Raw genomic sequence first — 17,938 nt, 5'->3', positions numbered from 1 at the left:
GCCAGTAATTCACGCGGTTATCGAAACACTCTTAATTTGCGCATACAACCATTGCCCCGGTTTTATCATTAGCTCGTCCCGCGCCCACGGGCTAATCCGCGCCCACAACGTTCTCGACCCGACTTCCAGTTGCACTTCCACCTGCCCTTCATCGTCATAACATTGCGCGACTTTCGCCCGCAACACATTACGAATGCTGCTGTTGACTGGCGGCTGGAGAATCAATGAAACGTCTGAGGCCTGGATGCGAATGCGTAACGACGCCTGCAACGGTTTATCCAGTTTATTGACCCACAAATGCTGATCGCCCAGCGCCAGTGCAGTCATCGCGTAATGCGGATGATGTTCCAGTACGGTCACTTTGAGCACGCTACTTTGCTGCTCTTTCGGTAACCACGGGTGCATCACGCTACTGCCCCACACTTCTTCCAGATTGCCAAAGGCTTTCACTTTACCCGCATCCAGCACCAGCACTTTATCTGCCAGGTGGAGAATTTCTTCCAGCGAGTGGCTGACGTAAAGCATCGGGATGTTAATTTCTCGCGCCAGCCGCTGCAAATATGGCAGCAATTCACGCTTACGCGGAATATCCAGCGAGGCGAGCGGCTCATCAAGCAACAACAGTTCTGGAGATGTCAGCAAGGCACGGCCAATCGCCACACGCTGTTTTTCACCGCCCGAAAGGCTCCACGGGAAGCGCTCAAGCAACGGTTCAATACCAAGTAACGCGACCATTTTGTCGAACTGCCCTGCGGCGGATCTGTGCATACCGTATTTCAGATTGCCACGCACGCGGTAATGCGGGAACAGGCGTGCGTCCTGGAATACATAACCAATACGACGTTTTTCCGGGGCCAGAAAATGCTTCTTTTCTGCGTCGCTCAACACCCGATCATTAAGCACGATCCGGCCTTGTTGCGGATGTGTCAGACCACTAATCGCATTAATCAGCGAGGTTTTCCCGGCACCTGAAACGCCAAATACTGCCGTAATGCCCATGCCGGGTAAGGTTTCGTTTATCTCAAGACGATGTTCGCCCAGCGTCTGAACAAAATTGAGTTCCAGCATCAGACTGCCCCTATCCGCTTACGGCTCTGTCGTGCCAGCCATTCCGCCACCAGCAAAGACACCAGCGCTAATACAATCGAAATCACGCACAAACGTGCTGCCGCATTTTCGCCGCCAGGGGTTTGAATCAGGGTGTACATCGCCGAAGGAATAGTGCGGGTTTCGCCGGGAATATTTGAAACGAAGGTAATAGTTGCGCCGAATTCGCCAAGTGAACGGGCAAACGCCAGCACCGTTCCGGCAATAATGCCCGGTAGGGTCAACGGTAGCGTGATGGTGCAAAATACCCGCCAGCGCCCGGCTCCCAATGTGCGAGCAGCCTGTTCGAGTTTCATATCTACGCCTTCCAGCGCCAGGCGAATCGCTCGTACCATCAGCGGGAAGGACATCACCGCGGCAGCCAGTACCGCTCCGCGCCAACTGAAAGCAAAAGTGATACCAAAAACATCGTAAATCCAGGCGCCAATCACGCCACGTCGCCCCATTGCAATCAGCAATAAGTAACCGACCACCACGGGCGGGAGCACTAAGGGAAGATGGATAATGCTGTCGAGCAGGGCTTTGCCAGGGAACCGGCAACGCACCAGCACCCAGGCAAAGAAGATCCCAAAAGGAAGACTAAACAACACCGCCAGGGTTGAGACTTTCAGGCTCAGCAGTACCGCCTGCCATTCGGGATCGGTCAATATCATTATTTGGTCGTAAATCCGTAACGTTGGAAGATAGCAGCCGCTTCCGGTCCTTTCAGATAAGTGTAAAACGCACTTACCGTTGGGTTGTCGTGGCCTTTCACAATGGCAATCGGGTATTCCACTTTTTTGTGGGAATCTTCAGGGAATGTGCCCACCACTTTCACACCTTTACTGGCTACGGCATCGGAACCATACACGATACCTATAGGTGCTTCGTCACGTTCAACCAATGCCAGGGCGCCGCGTACATCTTCTGCCGGAGCTAATTGTGGTGATAGCGTATCCCAGGCACCTAATTTTTGCAGCGCTTCTTTGGCATAAATGCCTGCCGGAACGTGGTCTGGATCACCCACAGCAAGACGGCCACCTTTCAGCAACGCAGCCCAGTCAGTTTTAGCATTAATCGCAACATCGCCAATATTGCTGGCTTTAGGTGCCACCACTACCAGACTGTTGCCGAGCAGTGTTTCACGGGAATCGGCTTTAATCACATCTTTGCTGACCACGTAATCCATCCATTTCTGGTCGGCAGAAATGAATAAATCAGCAGGTGCACCAGCTTCAATTTGGCGCGCCAGCGTTGAAGATGAAGCGAAAGAAGAGGCAATTTCGACCGTCTTCCCTTTCTGATATTGGGTCGCAATATCCTGCATCGCGTTAGTTAACGATGCGGCAGCAAAAACGGTAATTTTGTTGTTATCGGCGAATGCTTGCGCGGCCATTGTGACACTCAGTGCCGCGCCGAATGCCAGACGTACCCACTGCTTAGCCATGTTTTACTCCATTGAGTTTCGTTATGTATCGCACAATATAACGATGCTAAGAAGGAATTTACAGAACTTATCGGCAAGAAAGCCGGAAACTTGATCCAAATCCTGGTTGCCTGTTACATGAGCATGAAGCCAGACAAGTTTCATTCAATACCAATATGGCACCTGAATTATATTCAGATAATATATAAATCAATGCTAAATATATTTTTAAATTACCATTAAATTTATTTTTAGATATTAGAGCTAAAAATAAAAAAACAAAAAAATGCCACATAACATTATGTTTATATTGATATATCATAAATATCTTTAATTATTACATGACCAACAATAATGTCTTCGCATAAAATTCCTCTCCAGCAAAATGTGTTACAGGCGTCCCTTGAACGTATTCACTGGACATTCACTAACTTCGACCGCATTTGCATCTCATTTTCCGGCGGAAAAGATTCCACGTTAATGTTTCATTTAACCGCTATGGTCGCACGCCAACTCAAGCGGAAAATCAGCATTCTGTTTGTCGACTGGGAAGCACAATTTAGCCACACCATTTCGGTTATCGAAAAGATGCGTGAACAGTACAAAGATGTAGTCGATGACTTTTACTGGGTTGCCCTTCCCCTTACTACACCGAATTCAGTTTCACAATTTCAACCAGAATGGACGTGCTGGCAGGAGGGCGTTTCCTGGGTTCGCCAACCCCCATCAGATGCCATTACTGATGGTAACTTTTTCCCCTTTTATAAGTATGCAATGAGCTTTGAAGCCTTTGTCGGTGCATTTTCTGAATGGTTTTCCGCATCAAACCCAGCGGCTGTGATGATTGGTATTCGTGCGGATGAGTCCTATCACCGTTTCCTGAGCATCGCCTCAAACAAAAAATTACGTTATGCCGACGACAAGCCCTGGACGACCGCCACCGCAAAGGGACACGCTTATAATGTTTATCCCATCTATGATTGGAAAACTGCCGATATCTGGACGTGGTTTTCCCAGACAAATGAAACCTGCAACACACTGTATTCTCTGATGTATCAGGCTGGGGTTCCCATGCGCCATATGCGAATTTGCGAACCATTTGGCATGGATCAGCGGCAAGGTTTATGGCTTTACCACGTACTCGAGCCGGAAAAATGGGCGTTGATGTGCACACGCGTCAGCGGGGCAAATAGCGGCTGTTTATACGCCTCAGAAAAAGGGGATTTCTACGCCCGTCGGCAGATTAATAAACCAGAACACCTCACCTGGCGTGAGTACGCCATGGCGCTGCTCGACAGTATTCCCGACACCACCGCCGAGCATTATCGCAATAAAATAGCAGTTTACTTGCGCTGGTATCAGACACGAGGCTTCCCCGACGATATTCCTGATACCCAAGAAAAAGATACCGGAAGCAAGGATATGCCCTCATGGCGGCGTATCTGCAAAGTGTTATTAAACAACGATTACTGGTGCCGAACACTTTCATTCAGCCCTAATAAATCAAGTAGTTACAAACGTTACATCCAACGTATTCAGGAGAAACGTCAGATATGGAAAATAATATGACAGTTGAAGAAATTACCGCTTCATTACGCACTCTTCTAACTGCAATGCCGGAAGCTCAGCGCATCGCGTCGATCAATCAAGTGAAAGTCGCATTGCATGAATGTAGCCCTTTCAAAAATGAGCCAGTTGATTGCGTTATCTGGATGAAAACACAAGAAATAAAAGCGAATGATTACAACCCGAATAACGTGGCACCTGCGGAGAAAGCGCTGTTAAATACCTCGCTGATACAGGACGGGTTTACTCACCCGATTGTCGCGACATGCGATGAGAGTACCGATCAATTCGTTATCATTGATGGTTTTCATCGTTTTGAAATCAGCAGCAAAGCCGGTGAATTGAACAAACGACTCAAGGGGTATGTGCCAGTTGTTCTGATGCCTCAGGTAAATAATGACAAGAACCGCCGCATGGCAGCCACTATTCGTCATAACCGTGCTCGCGGGCGTCATCAAATTAATGCGATGGCTGAAATCGTGCGCGAGTTGTCACAACTGGGTTGGGATGACTCGAAAATCGGTATTGAGTTGGGAATGGATACGGACGAAGTGTTGCGACTCAAGCAGGTTTGCGGCCTGTTCGAACTGTTTAGCCATCGCCAGTTCTCACAAGCCTGGACGGTAAAATAACCGCGTTTAAAGTAGAAAGATTGTCGCAAGCCCAAGGAAAATAAAGAAGCCTCCGGTGTCGGTGATAGCGGTAATCAACACACTCGAACCGACTGCCGGATCTTTTCCCAACCGCATCATAATCATCGGGATCAGCACGCCCATCAGCGATGCCACCAATAAATTGAGCACCATCGCCAGCGTCATCACGCCGCCTAACGCGAGGTCGTCGTAGAGTAGCCAGGTGACACAACCCATCACGCCACCCCAGATGATACCGTTGAACAGCGCAACGCCCAGTTCACGCAGCACCAGGAACGAAAAGTTACCCGGCTGAATATGTTGTAGCGCTAATGCGCGCACAATCATGGTGATAGTCTGGTTTCCGGTATTCCCGCCGATACCCGCGACAATCGGCATTAGTGATGCCAGTGCCACCAGTTGCGAGATAGTATGTTCAAACAGGCCGATAACGCGTGAAGCAACAAACGCGGTGCACAAGTTAATCGCAAGCCACGCCCAACGTGCTTTGACTGCTTTGCTGACTGGAGCAAAAACATCTTCTTCAGCACTCAAGCCACCCATGCGGCGCAAATCGTTATCGGTTTCTTCATAAACCACATCAACGATTTCATCGATGGTCAAACGGCCAATCAGTTTACCGCTGCTGTCGATAACTGCCGCACTGATTAAGTCATCACGTTCGAAGGTTCGCGCCGCAGCCTCATCATCATCCTCGGGGGCAAAACAGGTGGGGTTATCGTCCATCACGTTAAGCACCAACGTTTGCGGCGCGTGCAGCAAAATGGTGGTTAGCCCCAATTCCCCGAGCAGCGTTTTATCACGCGTGGTAACAAAAACTTTATCGGTGTTTTGCGGCACTTTTCCGCGTAGGCGTAGAAAGCGTTGCACCACCGCCAGCGTGACATCAGCACGCACGGTGATCACTTCGAAATCCATGATCGCGCCAACACTGTGTTTTTCGTAGTGCAGGACTTGCCTGACGCGAGCCCGTTCCTCTTGCGGCAGAGTGGCCAGCAAGCGCCCCATCAGATCACGAGGCAAATATTGTGCAAGATAGATTTGGTCGTCGATATCCAGTGGGCGAATAATATTCAATAAAGCTTTATCGCTCATGCCTTCGATCAAGTCGTCCCAGACGGTTTCGGAGGCTTCGATCAGTACTTTGCCGCGTTCATCATCTTTGACCAGGCTCCACAACGCATGGCGCTCTTCGCTGGGAAGTGCTTCCAGTACGTCGGCCAGATCGGCGGCGGGCAGTCTTGCTACCAGCTTGACGATTTCGGCAATATCTTGCTCTGGGGTATGGGCATCTGGCTGCGGAAACTTGCCGAGAATACCGGTGGCAACCGCTTTGTTGGTTAACAGAATCTGGAGGATTCGCGCTCGATCTTGCGCACGCTGTTTAGTGCTGTACTTGTTAGTGCTGAGCTTACGAGTGACAGACATCTGGCGGTTTTCCCTAATTGCGACGTGCTAAGTTATAGTCCTTTCAGGCGCATAAAACAAAAAACCAGCCGATTAAGGCTGGTTTTATTGATCAAATCTCGGTTCGGGCGACCGCATCTCGCGAAGCATGCTCGCGTTCATGTCCGGTTAATTCACTGAGTTGCCCCTGGCGCATTTCCAGCAACCGATCGGCATGAACAAAGTAGTGATCGTCATGGCTTATGGCAAAAATGGTTTTCCCCATTTGCTGCATTAGCGGCAACAGCACCTGATAAAACTCACGGCGGAAATGCGGATCCTGGTCGGCGGCCCATTCATCCAGCAAAATGATATCGCGTTCTTCTGCCAGCGCCAGCAGCAACGCGACACGTTTGCGCTGCCCTTTCGAGAGTTTCAGATTCAGGATGGTGCCGTTTTCCAGCTCGAGCTTTTCACTCATTTTCAGGCGTTCAAGCCAGCTTGAAACTAATGCTGAGTTGGCTTGCTTACCCTGCGGGCCAAGCAGACGGTCAAACAGCCAGACATCGGTAAACACCGCAGAAAACAGTTTGCGGTAGTCGTCCTGATTACTGGCATCAATCTTTTTGCCATCCAGATAGATTGCGCCGGACACCGGCTGATAAAGCCCGGTCAGCAGCATTGCCAGCGTCGATTTCCCGCTACCGTTTCCGCCAATCAGGAACAGCAGTTCGCCACGTTTAATGGTGAGATTGAGCGGCCCAACGCAGAAGGTGTTATCGGCATACTGGAACACAACATCACGCATCTCAAGGGTTTGCCAGTCTGCCGGTTCTTTGCTGCGCGGGAATTTAGCATCGTAGGGCGCAAGCTTGAATTGGTTCAGTTTGTTGAACGCTACCTGCGCGGTCAGTAACGTAGGTAAAGCACCAATCGCCGACAACATTGGCGTGCGCAGAAACAGCAGAGTAAGAGAAAAAGTGGCCGCAATATTGGTGTCAGACCAGCCAAGGCTATTTGCCATCCAGAACACCAGGCCAATGACACCGAGCATCATAATGTTCGACCAGTTTACCGCGCTTAAATGGAAGGTATCCGCGCGAATAATATGGCGACGGTAGTCGCTGGCATGAGGAATATAGGTATCCTCAAAGACGCGTTCTGCACGTTCACGGTTTAACGCCAACTCCTTGCGGCCTTCGATAACGGTCTGGTAATCGTTGTACAACTGGTCTTCAATTTCACGCAGTTGCGCCAAATGTTTGTAAACCCGCGCCACCAGCACATAGCCGCCATAGACGGTTATCGCGACCCAAATAGCGGTCACACCAAGCATTTTTGGCGACAGCCACGCCAGATAAGCCGCTGAACCCAGAGTCAAAATAATGCCCTGCACCAGCTCAGGTAAGCGCACAAAAGCAATGGTAATATTACGCACATCGCTGGTTAATCCGGCTAGTAGCGCGGCGCTGCCGAGTTTTTCGATACGTTCAACATGGGTGTCCATCAGGCGCTTAATAAACTCGCTACGCAGACGGAAGACAAAGTGGTGGCCAAGTGTGGTGAGTGCCCATTGTGAGCCGAGCGTCACCGTCATTAACAGCAGTAACAGGCCAAGAAATTCGGGTAATACCGAAAGAGAAATATCCGGCGTTTCAATCAGCCGCAGATTGATAAAAGCGATCAAACCAATACCTAACGCCGCGCTGAGCAGGCTTAATGCCATCACCATCAAAAAAGGCCAGCGATACTGCCGGTAAACCACACGCAAAAGTTCCATCACTCACTACCCAAAATCGAAAACAGCGAGCAGTTTAAACGGCAATTTCGCTACAGCAAGAATAATTCTTATTTATATTCGTGTTAACGAGTGTGGCGGAAGGTCAGATTGAAGCGGTACTCGCCGGTCGCTGGATGATGCGCAGGTTTGAGCGGTAAAATTCCGTGATAAAACAGCCGTGAAGGCCCGCCCCACACCACCACATCACCGTGTTCGAGCATCACTCTGGTCAGTGGATCATTGCGTTTAAGGCCGCCAAACTGAAACACCGCAGGTAACCCCAGCGAAACCGAGACTATCGGCTGTTGCAGGTTCAGTTCGTCTTTGTCCTGGTGCAGCGACAGTTTTGCGCCCGGCGCATAGCGGTTAATCAAACAGGCATCGGGCGCAAAGTCGTGATATCCGGCAGCCTTAGACGCCGCATCAGATAACTGACGAAATAGATTCGGCATTGCCGGCCAAGGTTGTGACGTCAGCGGGTCAATCGGTGAGTAGAGATAACCGTGAGCATCGGTTGTCCAGCCGACTTCCCCGCAGTTGGTCATCGCTACCGACATCGTGTAACCGCCGGGTGTGACCATCTGACGAAAAGGTGAAACCGCGGCGAGCGCCGATATTTGCGCGATAAGTAGCTGCGCGTCGGCACAGGCAAAGCGGCGCAAAATCACCGCGCCTTCCGCCAGCGGCTCCTGCCAGGGCGCTTCATCGGCAAATAAATCGAGCATCACTCCTCCTGCTGTTCGGCTTCAATTTCAAGCAACTGGCGTTTACGCTCCACACCCCAGCGGTAGCCCGAAAGCGCACCGTCGTTTCGCACCACACGGTGGCAGGGAATAACCACCGCCAATTTGTTTGCGGCGCAAGCGCCTGCCACGGCACGAATGGCCTGCGGTTTGCCAATACGCTGGGCTATATCGCGATAGCTCGCCGTCTGCCCGGCGGGAATGTCGCGCAGCGCCTGCCAGACCAGCTGCTGGAAGGCGGTTCCCTGAATATCGAGCGGCAGGGAAATGGGTTGGCCGGGATGCTCCAGCAAGTTGACGACCTGTGCTACCCGCGCCGCAAAGTACGCGTCACCCACCATTAAAGAAGAATGCGGGAACAACGTTTCCAGTTCCTGAATCAAACGTTGCGCATCGCTACCTAACAGTATGGCGCAAATCCCCCGCTCACTTTGTGCCACGAGGAATTCCCCTAACCGGCAAGTCCCGACCACAAACTGGATTTCTGCGCGTTCCCCGCCCTGACGAAACTGCTTCGCGGTCATCCCCAACACCTCGTCAGCTTGCTGATAATAGTTACTGCCCGATTGATAACCGGCATCGAAAACAGCCCGCGTAACAGGCTCACTTTGCGTGAGTTGTTCGCGCAGGCGTTTGGCACGTAGCGCTTTTTGCCAGCCATGGGGCGTTAACCCAGTGACTTGTTTGAATAGCCGATGAAAATGAAATGGGCTCATGGCAACACGGCTAGCCAGTTCAGCCAGCGCTATAGGTTGATTGCTGGTTTCCAGAATGCGGCAAGCCTGGGTGATGCGGTCAATTCGTTGTTGCTCAGGGGCAAGTTTGTCTGGCTGGCAGCGTTTGCACGGGCGAAAACCGGCGTTTACCGCTTGCCCGACATTTTCAAAAAATACGACATTTTTGCGTAACGCATGGCGGGCGCTGCATGAAGGACGGCAACAAACCCCGGTAGTTTTTACCGCAAAAACAAACTGCCCGTCAGCACGGTGATCACGGGTTTCCACAGCCTGCCAGCGGCTTTCATCATTGGCATTGTCAAAAAATGGTTTCATGACTGGATCCTGTCTTTTGCTGTCATGGGATGATTTTGGCAGCTTTACCGGGGTGAAAAACCCGCAATCTTGCTTTTTAATTCCAGGGATTCCGTGGATAGAAGATAAATCCTAAAAATACAATTTAAGACTAAGCTATTTATTCTGCAAAGTTATACTTTCGACAGAGTAAAATCATTCATTAGCCATCCGTAACAAAGGTAAACCGTTACACATGTCCACATCACCGTATTCCCCTCCACTTCAGGCGCTAAGGATTATAGCCACTGGAGTTGCGCTGCCGCCTGGTAAGGTGGAGTCCTCAGCCCTCGATCACAAGCTCGGTAAAACTGCGGGATATGTTGAGCAGCGTTCGGGCATAAAATACCGATTCCATGCCAGTGAAAATGCCAGCCAGGCCGAACTCGCCGCGGCGGCATTGCACGATGCGCTTGAGCGCCACTCCATTGATCCTCTCTCCATTGACCTCTTAATTTCAGCTTCCGCAGTCGCCTACCAGGCCTTGCCATGTACCGCAATACATATCCTGAAAGCCGCCAGACTGGCACCAGGAACGGCGGGATTTGATATTAACAGTAGCTGCGTCAGCTTTATTTCTGCCCTGCAGGTCGCCAGCGGTTTACTGAATACTGGCAGCTATAAACGCATTGCCATCGTCAGCGCCGATATTGCGTCACGCGGTATCGACTGGGACCATGAAGAGTCCTCGCTAATTTTCGGTGACGGCGCGGCCTGTGCCATCGTTGAACGCGGTGATGGCAGCAGCCGTATTCTTGGCAGTCTGGTGGAAATGTATCCATCCGGCAGCGAACTATGCGAAATACGTGCCGGGGGAACACGGTGTAACCCGCGAGCAGGTATGGAAGATGCCGACTTCCTGTTCCATATGCAGGGGAAAAAACTGTTTCGTCACGCATCTTCTATTATTGAAGGTTATTTTCAACGCCTTCTGGATCAAAGCAAGTTAACGCTGAGCGACATCGCCACTGTGGTTCCCCACCAGGCCAGCCATTTATCACTGGAACATATGCGCAAGCGCCTTCATGTCTCGAATGACGTGCTGATTGATATTTACCGCCATCATGGCAATCAGGTCTCCGCCTCTATTCCAAGCGCATTGCATGAAGCGATGATTACTGGTCGTTTTAACGCCGGTGAACCGGTGATGCTGATTGGTACTGCGGCAGGGCTGACGCTGGCGGGAATGATTATTCTGCCATGAAAATTCTGGTCACCGGAGCCACCAGCGGGCTGGGGCGGAACGCGGCGCAATGGCTGCTGGAAGCCGGGCATCAAGTTATTGCCGTCGGGCGCAATCAGCAGGCGGGTGCGGAATTACAATCCCTCGGAGCCACGTTTATCGCCCAGGATTTAACCCACTGTTCGGATGAAGTATTTGCTCATCTGGTGCAAGGATGCGACGCCGTCTGGCATTGTGCAGCAAAATCATCTCCCTGGGGCGACGCGCAAGATTTCTTCAATGCCAATGTGGTTGTCACCGAAAAACTGGCATTCGCCGCAGGGTGTGAAGGGGTAAAACGCTTTGTGCATATCTCATCACCCGCCGTCTATTTCGATTTTCACCATCACCACAATCTGGCGGAAACCTGCCGCGCACCCCGTTTTTCAAACCATTACGCCAGTAGCAAGTATGCGGCTGAACAGGCGCTACAAAAGTCGATTGAGCGTTTTCCGGACACCATCTATGTGCTCCTGCGCCCACGCGGGTTATTTGGCCCGCACGACCGCGTGATTGTGCCTCGCCTGCTGCAACAAATCAGCGCCAAACGCAACGTTCTGCATTTGCCTGGTGGAGGGATGGCTCTGCTTGATCTCACTTTTGTGCTGAATGTGGTTCACGCCATGGACTTAGCGACACAGCATCAAAGCCTGCGCTCCGGCTCGGTTTATAACATCACAAACCACCAGCCGCAGCGGTTAGCTGACATGCTGGATGCACTATTAAATCAGCAACTTAATTATAATCTTACGGTGCGAGCACTACCCTGGTGGCTGCTGTATGTCGCGGCTTTAGGTATGGAACTGGTGGCGAAAGTGACCGGCAAAGAGCCTTTACTGACACGATACAGTGTTGGTGCAGTCTATTTTGATATGACACTGAATTCCCAACTTGCCATAGATGAGCTGGGTTACCACCCTCTTTACTCTCTGGAAAAAGGCATTGCGCTAACCGGTGAGTGGTGGCGGGCACAAGGAAAAGGCCGCCATGGCTAATATCACGACGTTTGAAGTGGGCTACTGTACCCATGTTGGATGTATGGCGTTGAAAGGGGCGGGTTTTCGGGTCTGTAAATTTCCGGCTCGCGCTTATTTAATTGAAGCGGGAGATAAGCGCTGGCTGTGGGACACCGGCTACGCAACCTGGTTTGAACACTACACCCGTTCGGGTATTTTCCGGCTGTATCGCCAGGTGACGCCGGTTTATTTTGACCCACGCGAATCGCTGGCTGCCCAGTTGCGCGAGCAAGGCTACGCCCGTGGAGATATTCATGGAGTGATCCTGTCCCATTTTCATGCCGACCACGTTGCCGGGCTGCGCGATTTTGCCGAACTCACTTTTATTTGCTCCGGTGAAGGCTGGCAAAAGACCCGTGGTTTACGGGGGATTACGGCATTGCGACAGGCATTTATTCCGGGGCTGATCCCCGAGTCGTTTGAGGATTCAGTACAATTTTTTGAAGGTTTCGCAAGCGTTGCATTGCCCGCAGAATTAGCCCCCTTTGAACAGGGCTTTGAGTTGCCGGGTAGCCAGGGGCAAGTGATTTTGGTGCCGCTGCCTGGTCACGCAGTCGGCCACACAGGGGCGTTTGTGCAAACCGATGATGGCTGGGTGTTGCTTGCCAGTGATGCGGCCTGGTCGCCAGTGAGTTACCAGACGCTGCGTGGCCCATCCCGTATCGCCAATATCGTGATGGACAATTCAGTTGCGTATTACCAGACGTTAGAAAAACTCAACCAACTCTGGCGGGGTGGAAAGTGCGACATTCGGTTATGTCATGAGGGGGATTTATGATCCCGTTTCGTACCCTCTGGCACTATTTCCGCATCCGCCACCGGCGTTTTTCCAATCGCGAGGCGCTGGAAAAATACCAGCAGCTACAGCTCAGGCGCTTTTCCCGTCGTCTCCAGGCAAAAAGCCTGTGGTTTAGCCGCTTTGTTTCGCAACCTATCAGCAGCTGGCCTTTGATGGATAAGGCGCTGATGATGAATAACTTTGACGAAATGAACACCCAGGGGCTGCGCTGCAGAAAACTGCTGGCGTGTGCGCTGGAATGCGAAAAGGATCGAGATTTTTCCCGCAAGAGTGGCAGATTCAGCGTGGGGCTTTCATCAGGAACATCGGGCCAGCGTGGGGTGTTTGTCGTCAGCCCAGAGGAACAACAACTTTGGGCGGGAGGCATGCTGGCGAAAATGCTGCCGGACGGTTTGTTTGCGGGTGAACGGGTGGCGCTGTTTCTGCGCGCCAATAACAACCTTTACCAGAGCGTGAATAACCGCTGGTTGAGCCTGGCTTTTTACGATCTGTTTCAGCCGATGCGCTCTCATTACGCCCCACTTGAGCAACAGTCCCCGACGATTATTGTCGCACCCGCACAGGTGTTGCGCGAACTGGCATTGAACGTAAAACGCGGTGAACTGAAGTTGCAGGTGAAAAAAGTGATTTCTGTAGCGGAAGTGCTGGAGCAACAAGACCGCCTGCTGCTTAACGAAGTCTTTGCTGACGTGGGCGAAGTCTACCAGGCCACAGAAGGATTTTTGGCTGCCACCTGCGCCCACGGAACGCTGCATCTCAATGAAGAATTCCTGCACATAGAGCCACAGTGGATTGACGAGCGGCGCTTCACACCGATTATCACGGATTTCACCCGCCAGACTCAGCCCATCGTGCGTTATCGGCTAGATGATGTGCTGGTTGCCAGCAACGAAATTTGCCCGTGCGGTAACCCCGCGCGGGCTATCAGCCATATTGAAGGCCGTTGGGACGATCAGCTCCAGTTGGTGAATTGCCAGGGGGATTTACAAATCGTCTTCGCCGATCTCTGTAGCCGGGTTCTGGCGATTTCGCTGCCTGTGACCGCGGATTACCGGCTGATTCAGCACGGTGAAGCCACGCTGCATTTGATAGCCGATTGTTCTGCGGCTGAGCTTGAACAGTGCAAAACTGCTTTACTGGCGATGCTGCAACAACAAGGCATTGAGACACAAAAGCTCAGCTGGAAGCTGGAAACCACCACGCTAATCCCACAGTTCGATAGCAAACGGCGGCGTATCACCCGCAAGGAAGCGGCATGAAAATCGCGAGGGTCGTTATATGAAACACCAGATTTGCCTGGGATACTACTGGCTGAGCCGACAACAACCATGACAAAAATCCTGATAACCGGCGCCTCTGGCTTTATAGGCAATGCCTTCCTGCGGCATTTTGCAGATGTTGATGGCCTGGAACTGTATGGCGTGGGAAGACGTGAAGTGCACAACTTTCCCGACACGGTTCGCTACTCGCGGCTCGATTTAGCCAGGCTTGACGATCTCGATTTTGCTCCCGATGTGGTGATTCATGCGGCAGGCAGAACCAGCCCGTGGGGAACGCCCGAAGATTACTGGCGCGATAATGTGTTAACCACTGAGGACACGATAAAGTTTTGCCGTCATCGGGGAAATCCCCGGCTGATATATCTTTCATCCGCCGCCGTTTATTACCGTTATCAACATCAGTTGGGGCTCACGGAACAAAGCAAAATTGGGCCTGATTTCGCCAATGAATATGCGCGAACGAAATTCTGCGGCGAGGAGCGCGTGCAGACTTATCGGGGAGAGAAAACTATTTTACGCCCCTGTGCGGTATTTGGGCCTGGAGACAAATTACTCTTTCCGCCATTACTGAATGCCGCCCGCAAAAAAATGCTGCCATTAATCACCGCTGACGCAACGCCTGCTTGCAGCGACATTATGTACATTGACGTGCTGTGTGAATATTTGCTGCGCGCTGCAACATTGCCGCAACTGCGCCCGATTTATAATCTTTCGAATAGCGAGCCGGTTGAGATAAATACCTTTTTGCAACAGGTCCTCAAGCGTTTCGACTTGCCTGCCCCCACAATACATCTGTCGGTTAATCACGCCATGCTTATTGCAAACGTGGTTGAAGGAGTCTGGCGATTGTTAAAAATCACTAAAGAACCCCCCATTACGCGCTTTGGCGTTGGCGTATTCGGCTATAGCAAAACCCTGGATATTCGCGCAGCGCTGGAAGATTTTGGTGCCCCTTGTTGTTCGTTATCCGCAGGGCTTAATGCTTTTATTCAGCAATACTCAAAGGCTATCCGATGATTATTCTCGCCACAGCCTGGCTGCTCATCTTGCTTGTGAAAACGGTATTAACACTCAACGTTATTCGGCGAGAACGGCGCCAGAAATATCAACCTTTGTTTGGAAAAGTGACTATTATTCAGCCCATTTTGAGCGGTGATCCGACATTAGCCAGCGTTCTGGAAACCAATGTGATTGCTCTCGAACAAGCGAGTTTTATGTGGCTCATTGATGATAATGACGCGGTTGCCAAAAATATCGTCAATCATATTCAGCAGTGCTATCCAGATAAAAAAATCACGGTGCGCTCTTTCCCCCAGGCTCCTGAGGGCATCAATCCTAAAGCCTTTAAACTCGAGCACGCCTGGCGCGAGGCCGACAATGAGGACATTCTGGTGCTGGACGACGATGCCATGCTGTCGGCGGCTGCCCTGGCGCAATTACTGGCAGAAATGGGTGAAGATACCCTGGTCACCGCACTCCCTTATTACACACAAACAGGAAGCCGTTACTCGGCATTATTGGCTCAATTTGTAAACGATAATTCCGCACTAACCTACTTACCCCTGTTACCCTGGTTGCCGCCATTAACCATTAATGGCATGTGCTATGCGTTAACAACCAAAACGCTGGCAAGCGTGGGCGGGTTTGCCCCTATTCAACACCATCTGACCGATGACCTGGCAATGGCCTCTTTATTGAATCAGCATCAGATTCGCCTGATTCAATCTACAGCGCTGGTTAAGATCCAGACCCATTTATCCAACGGTAAAAAATACATTCAGCAAATGCACCGCTGGTTCTTGTTCGCCACGTTACTGCTGCGCGAAAAACCACTGAAAATAAATGTTCTCATTTTCTTGCTGCAAGGTTTACATCCCCTGCTGCTATGGCTGATGTTATTGAATGCTTTTTCTCATCCATTGATTTTTATTGGTTGCCTGGCAATACGGCAATTTGCTATTGCTAAAGTTCAGCAAAAAATGACGGCAGATATTCGCGCGCGGCCTGTTCTTTCCTTACTTTCTGAGTTGCTTCAGCCACTGCATTTGTTTCATGCCTTATGTAATCGAACCATCGTATGGCGCACCCGGCGCTACCGAGTGTTAGACAACAAAAGATTTATCTCCGATGAATAAACCTCCGTTACAGATAGCCTATATTACCGGGCGGAGTTTTCCCGGACGCGCTGATTTAAGCCCGGTACAGTCGGCATTTATTAACCGACTGGCAAAGCCTGGGCGCACGCTTGCTCAGTTGAATTTCCCTTATTTCACAGGCGCAAGCGATTCAACTACCTTCGAAGCAGTGGGTTTATTCACAGCGAGCCTCAATAACAGCCGCGACTATTTAGCTTCTCGCCGTCCGGTATTTGAAAAAAATTATCAAATGCCGGTAGCTGGGTTGTTGGCGCGCGCGCAGCATACTGTTTTCCTTGCGGGGAGTTGTGGCCTGGAGTTATTCAACAACCTTAATTTGCCTGCTACGTTGTTAAAAACCACCAGCGTCTTTGCCTATGGGCCGGTTGCCCGAAAGCGGCCGGTCTGTCACCATTTTCTGGTGCAGGGAGATAACGATCGGATTTCCCAAATATGGTTCCGCAACGTTGACAGCAAAGTTCGTAGCGGGCACATGAACTATCTGGTGAACCCTGAGTTACTCACGCTGTGCGAGCACTTTATTTCAAGTATTGAATCAAACCAGGCGATGCCATGAATACCTTATTGTCGATAATCCCTCCCGCAACACGAAGAATCGATCTACTGGCACCGCCATTCTCGGGGCATTTGCATCCTGTGCTCGCACTAGGGCGTGTGCTCGCCACTCATTATGACGTGCGCATTATCAGCACTCAGGGAGCTCAAGAACGTATCACTGGAGCAGGTTTACGGGGTATCGCTTTACCGGGGGATTTCGACCGCCCGCTGTTGGCGATCGCTAATCCAGATTACGCCGTGAAAAATAACCCTCTCAAGCTGTATCGGCAGTTCAAAGAGGCAGTCGGATTGCTGGTTGATTTTGCCTCCCAACTGGAAGATTTGTACCGCAAGGGAGATGCCCCCGATCTGGTTATTGCTGACTTTACGTTACCTGGAGTGGGCAAAGTGGCAGAAACATTGGGGATTGAATGGTGGACGAGTTTGCCGTCACCTTGTGTGCTGGAAACGCCAGATGGACCGCCAGCCTACTGTGGCGGGTTAATGCCTGCCACAAATCGTTTTCAGCGGCTGAAGCATTTGATTGCCCGTAAAAAAGTACGCTGGTTTAAAAGCACTATTTTCTGGCTGTTCCGCAAGACGATAATGCGGACCGGAATCACCCAATTGTATCGCCATGACGGCACAGAAAGTGCCTACTCCGCGCAATGTATTCTGGCGCTGGGTGACAAATCTATTGAGTTTGATCGTAGCTGGCCAGCCAGTGTTCACTTCATTGGCCCCGCGTTATATACCCCGCCGGATTCAGGAATCGAACCTCATTTTGCAGCGGGTCGCCGCCATGTATTAGTCACACTTGGCACGCATCTGGCCTGGCATAAGGATGAAGTGGCGAATGCCATTTTCCAGTTAGCCCGTACCATGCCTGACACCATTTTTCATTTCACCGATGGTGACCCAGTAGCAAATACATTTAAGCAGGCTGAGAACTTCATTCGTGTCCCGTGGATAAACTATGAAACGTGTATTCGGCATTACGACGTGGTGATTCATCATGGCGGGGCGGGCATCATGTATTACTGCCTGGAAAATCACATCCCAGCGCTGGTTTATCCGGTTGATTTTGATCAGTTTGACCATGCTGCCCGGCTGGATGCATCGGGTAAAGGTATCTGGATAAAAGGTGGGCTGCGTTCGCTTGTGCAGGCGAAGCCAGAAATTGAGCGACTTTTGGGTCTGGAGTCACCCAGTCACTGA

Annotated in this window: 17 protein-coding genes; 10 read left to right on the top strand and 7 right to left on the bottom strand. The window is 51.1% G+C overall.

Annotated elements, in window-relative coordinates:
• Window positions 1-9 precede the first annotated feature (9 nt).
• Genes modC through modA form a run of 3 tightly spaced genes read right to left on the bottom strand, consistent with a single transcriptional unit; the run spans window position 10 to window position 2,533 of the window.
• Window positions 10-1,068 (bottom strand): molybdenum ABC transporter ATP-binding protein ModC, encoded by a 1,059-nt coding sequence (gene modC, locus EC843_RS14315; RefSeq protein ID WP_064548531.1) that lies wholly within the window; start codon window positions 1,066-1,068, stop codon window positions 10-12.
• Window positions 1,068-1,760, bottom strand: a complete 693-nt coding sequence (gene modB, locus EC843_RS14310; RefSeq protein WP_064548533.1) for a molybdate ABC transporter permease subunit — start codon at window positions 1,758-1,760, stop codon at window positions 1,068-1,070. Before modB ends, modC begins: the two co-directional genes overlap by 1 nt.
• Window positions 1,760-2,533, bottom strand: a complete 774-nt coding sequence (gene modA / locus EC843_RS14305) for a molybdate ABC transporter substrate-binding protein (protein ID WP_133522443.1) — start codon at window positions 2,531-2,533, stop codon at window positions 1,760-1,762. The genes modB and modA overlap by 1 nt, the downstream gene beginning before the upstream one ends.
• Window positions 2,534-2,866: 333 nt before the next feature.
• On the opposite strand from modA, the gene EC843_RS14300 reads away from it, so the two are divergent.
• Both EC843_RS14300 and EC843_RS14295 read left to right on the top strand, forming a co-directional pair.
• The gene (locus EC843_RS14300; protein WP_121814021.1) at window positions 2,867-4,081 is read left to right on the top strand and encodes a DUF3440 domain-containing protein; all 1,215 of its coding nucleotides are present in this window, start codon (window positions 2,867-2,869) and stop codon (window positions 4,079-4,081) included.
• The gene (locus EC843_RS14295) at window positions 4,078-4,710 is read left to right on the top strand and encodes a ParB/RepB/Spo0J family partition protein (protein ID WP_243739144.1); all 633 of its coding nucleotides are present in this window, start codon (window positions 4,078-4,080) and stop codon (window positions 4,708-4,710) included. The genes EC843_RS14300 and EC843_RS14295 overlap by 4 nt, the downstream gene beginning before the upstream one ends.
• A 6-nt stretch (window positions 4,711-4,716) precedes the next feature.
• Here EC843_RS14295 and mgtE read toward each other — a convergent pair whose 3' ends face one another.
• The 4 genes from mgtE to ada form a co-directional block, all read right to left on the bottom strand.
• On the bottom strand, window positions 4,717-6,159 hold the full coding sequence (gene mgtE, locus EC843_RS14290) for a magnesium transporter (protein WP_133522441.1): 1,443 nt from the start codon (window positions 6,157-6,159) through the stop codon (window positions 4,717-4,719).
• Window positions 6,160-6,250: 91 nt separating this feature from the next.
• Window positions 6,251-7,897: a multidrug ABC transporter permease/ATP-binding protein gene (locus tag EC843_RS14285; RefSeq protein ID WP_133522440.1), complete on the bottom strand. Its 1,647-nt coding sequence runs from the start codon at window positions 7,895-7,897 to the stop codon at window positions 6,251-6,253.
• Between the two features lie 83 nt (window positions 7,898-7,980).
• The gene (alkB, locus tag EC843_RS14280; protein WP_133522439.1) at window positions 7,981-8,622 is read right to left on the bottom strand and encodes a DNA oxidative demethylase AlkB; all 642 of its coding nucleotides are present in this window, start codon (window positions 8,620-8,622) and stop codon (window positions 7,981-7,983) included.
• Window positions 8,622-9,692, bottom strand: a complete 1,071-nt coding sequence (gene ada / locus EC843_RS14275) for a bifunctional DNA-binding transcriptional regulator/O6-methylguanine-DNA methyltransferase Ada (protein WP_133522438.1) — start codon at window positions 9,690-9,692, stop codon at window positions 8,622-8,624. Before ada ends, alkB begins: the two co-directional genes overlap by 1 nt.
• Window positions 9,693-9,906: 214 nt before the next feature.
• On the opposite strand from ada, the gene EC843_RS14270 reads away from it, so the two are divergent.
• From EC843_RS14270 to EC843_RS14235, 8 genes are all read left to right on the top strand, one after another.
• On the top strand, window positions 9,907-10,914 hold the full coding sequence (locus EC843_RS14270; RefSeq protein ID WP_133522437.1) for a 3-oxoacyl-[acyl-carrier-protein] synthase III C-terminal domain-containing protein: 1,008 nt from the start codon (window positions 9,907-9,909) through the stop codon (window positions 10,912-10,914).
• On the top strand, window positions 10,911-11,927 hold the full coding sequence (locus EC843_RS14265) for an NAD(P)-dependent oxidoreductase (protein WP_133522436.1): 1,017 nt from the start codon (window positions 10,911-10,913) through the stop codon (window positions 11,925-11,927). The genes EC843_RS14270 and EC843_RS14265 overlap by 4 nt, the downstream gene beginning before the upstream one ends.
• Window positions 11,920-12,726, top strand: a complete 807-nt coding sequence (locus tag EC843_RS14260; RefSeq protein WP_064548551.1) for an MBL fold metallo-hydrolase — start codon at window positions 11,920-11,922, stop codon at window positions 12,724-12,726. The genes EC843_RS14265 and EC843_RS14260 overlap by 8 nt, the downstream gene beginning before the upstream one ends.
• Window positions 12,723-14,006, top strand: coding sequence for a F390 synthetase-related protein (locus EC843_RS14255; RefSeq protein WP_133522435.1), 1,284 nt, complete (start codon window positions 12,723-12,725; stop codon window positions 14,004-14,006). Before EC843_RS14260 ends, EC843_RS14255 begins: the two co-directional genes overlap by 4 nt.
• Before the next feature lie 69 nt (window positions 14,007-14,075).
• Window positions 14,076-15,044 (top strand): NAD(P)-dependent oxidoreductase, encoded by a 969-nt coding sequence (locus tag EC843_RS14250; RefSeq protein WP_133522434.1) that lies wholly within the window; start codon window positions 14,076-14,078, stop codon window positions 15,042-15,044.
• On the top strand, window positions 15,041-16,162 hold the full coding sequence (locus EC843_RS14245; RefSeq protein WP_133522433.1) for a glycosyltransferase: 1,122 nt from the start codon (window positions 15,041-15,043) through the stop codon (window positions 16,160-16,162). Before EC843_RS14250 ends, EC843_RS14245 begins: the two co-directional genes overlap by 4 nt.
• On the top strand, window positions 16,155-16,739 hold the full coding sequence (locus EC843_RS14240) for a hypothetical protein (protein ID WP_133522432.1): 585 nt from the start codon (window positions 16,155-16,157) through the stop codon (window positions 16,737-16,739). Before EC843_RS14245 ends, EC843_RS14240 begins: the two co-directional genes overlap by 8 nt.
• Complete coding sequence (locus EC843_RS14235; protein WP_133522431.1) at window positions 16,736-17,938, top strand: glycosyltransferase; 1,203 nt, start codon at window positions 16,736-16,738, stop codon at window positions 17,936-17,938. The genes EC843_RS14240 and EC843_RS14235 overlap by 4 nt, the downstream gene beginning before the upstream one ends.

Origin of the sequence: Buttiauxella sp. JUb87 (assembly GCF_004361975.1) — a bacterium.
In the GTDB taxonomy this organism is placed as follows: Bacteria; Pseudomonadota; Gammaproteobacteria; order Enterobacterales; family Enterobacteriaceae; genus Buttiauxella; species Buttiauxella ferragutiae.
The sequence above is the reverse complement of the archived record's forward strand: the minus strand, read 5'-3'. Positions and strand labels throughout refer to the sequence as shown.

What these genes read in the sequence shown, in the direction of transcription:
- EC843_RS14285 (WP_133522440.1), bottom strand. Translation starts at nt 7,897, where the DNA reads ATGGAACTTTTGCGTGTGGTTTACCGGCAGTATCGCTGGCCTTTTTTG.
- mgtE (WP_133522441.1), bottom strand. Translation starts at nt 6,159, where the DNA reads ATGTCTGTCACTCGTAAGCTCAGCACTAACAAGTACAGCACTAAACAG.
- EC843_RS14270 (WP_133522437.1), top strand. Translation starts at nt 9,907, where the DNA reads ATGTCCACATCACCGTATTCCCCTCCACTTCAGGCGCTAAGGATTATA.
- EC843_RS14260 (WP_064548551.1), top strand. Translation starts at nt 11,920, where the DNA reads ATGGCTAATATCACGACGTTTGAAGTGGGCTACTGTACCCATGTTGGA.
- EC843_RS14295 (WP_243739144.1), top strand. Translation starts at nt 4,078, where the DNA reads ATGACAGTTGAAGAAATTACCGCTTCATTACGCACTCTTCTAACTGCA.
- modB (WP_064548533.1), bottom strand. Translation starts at nt 1,760, where the DNA reads ATGATATTGACCGATCCCGAATGGCAGGCGGTACTGCTGAGCCTGAAA.
- EC843_RS14240 (WP_133522432.1), top strand. Translation starts at nt 16,155, where the DNA reads ATGAATAAACCTCCGTTACAGATAGCCTATATTACCGGGCGGAGTTTT.
- EC843_RS14245 (WP_133522433.1), top strand. Translation starts at nt 15,041, where the DNA reads ATGATTATTCTCGCCACAGCCTGGCTGCTCATCTTGCTTGTGAAAACG.
- EC843_RS14255 (WP_133522435.1), top strand. Translation starts at nt 12,723, where the DNA reads ATGATCCCGTTTCGTACCCTCTGGCACTATTTCCGCATCCGCCACCGG.
- EC843_RS14235 (WP_133522431.1), top strand. Translation starts at nt 16,736, where the DNA reads ATGAATACCTTATTGTCGATAATCCCTCCCGCAACACGAAGAATCGAT.
- modA (WP_133522443.1), bottom strand. Translation starts at nt 2,533, where the DNA reads ATGGCTAAGCAGTGGGTACGTCTGGCATTCGGCGCGGCACTGAGTGTC.
- modC (WP_064548531.1), bottom strand. Translation starts at nt 1,068, where the DNA reads ATGCTGGAACTCAATTTTGTTCAGACGCTGGGCGAACATCGTCTTGAG.
- ada (WP_133522438.1), bottom strand. Translation starts at nt 9,692, where the DNA reads ATGAAACCATTTTTTGACAATGCCAATGATGAAAGCCGCTGGCAGGCT.
- alkB (WP_133522439.1), bottom strand. Translation starts at nt 8,622, where the DNA reads ATGCTCGATTTATTTGCCGATGAAGCGCCCTGGCAGGAGCCGCTGGCG.
- EC843_RS14265 (WP_133522436.1), top strand. Translation starts at nt 10,911, where the DNA reads ATGAAAATTCTGGTCACCGGAGCCACCAGCGGGCTGGGGCGGAACGCG.
- EC843_RS14300 (WP_121814021.1), top strand. Translation starts at nt 2,867, where the DNA reads ATGTCTTCGCATAAAATTCCTCTCCAGCAAAATGTGTTACAGGCGTCC.
- EC843_RS14250 (WP_133522434.1), top strand. Translation starts at nt 14,076, where the DNA reads ATGACAAAAATCCTGATAACCGGCGCCTCTGGCTTTATAGGCAATGCC.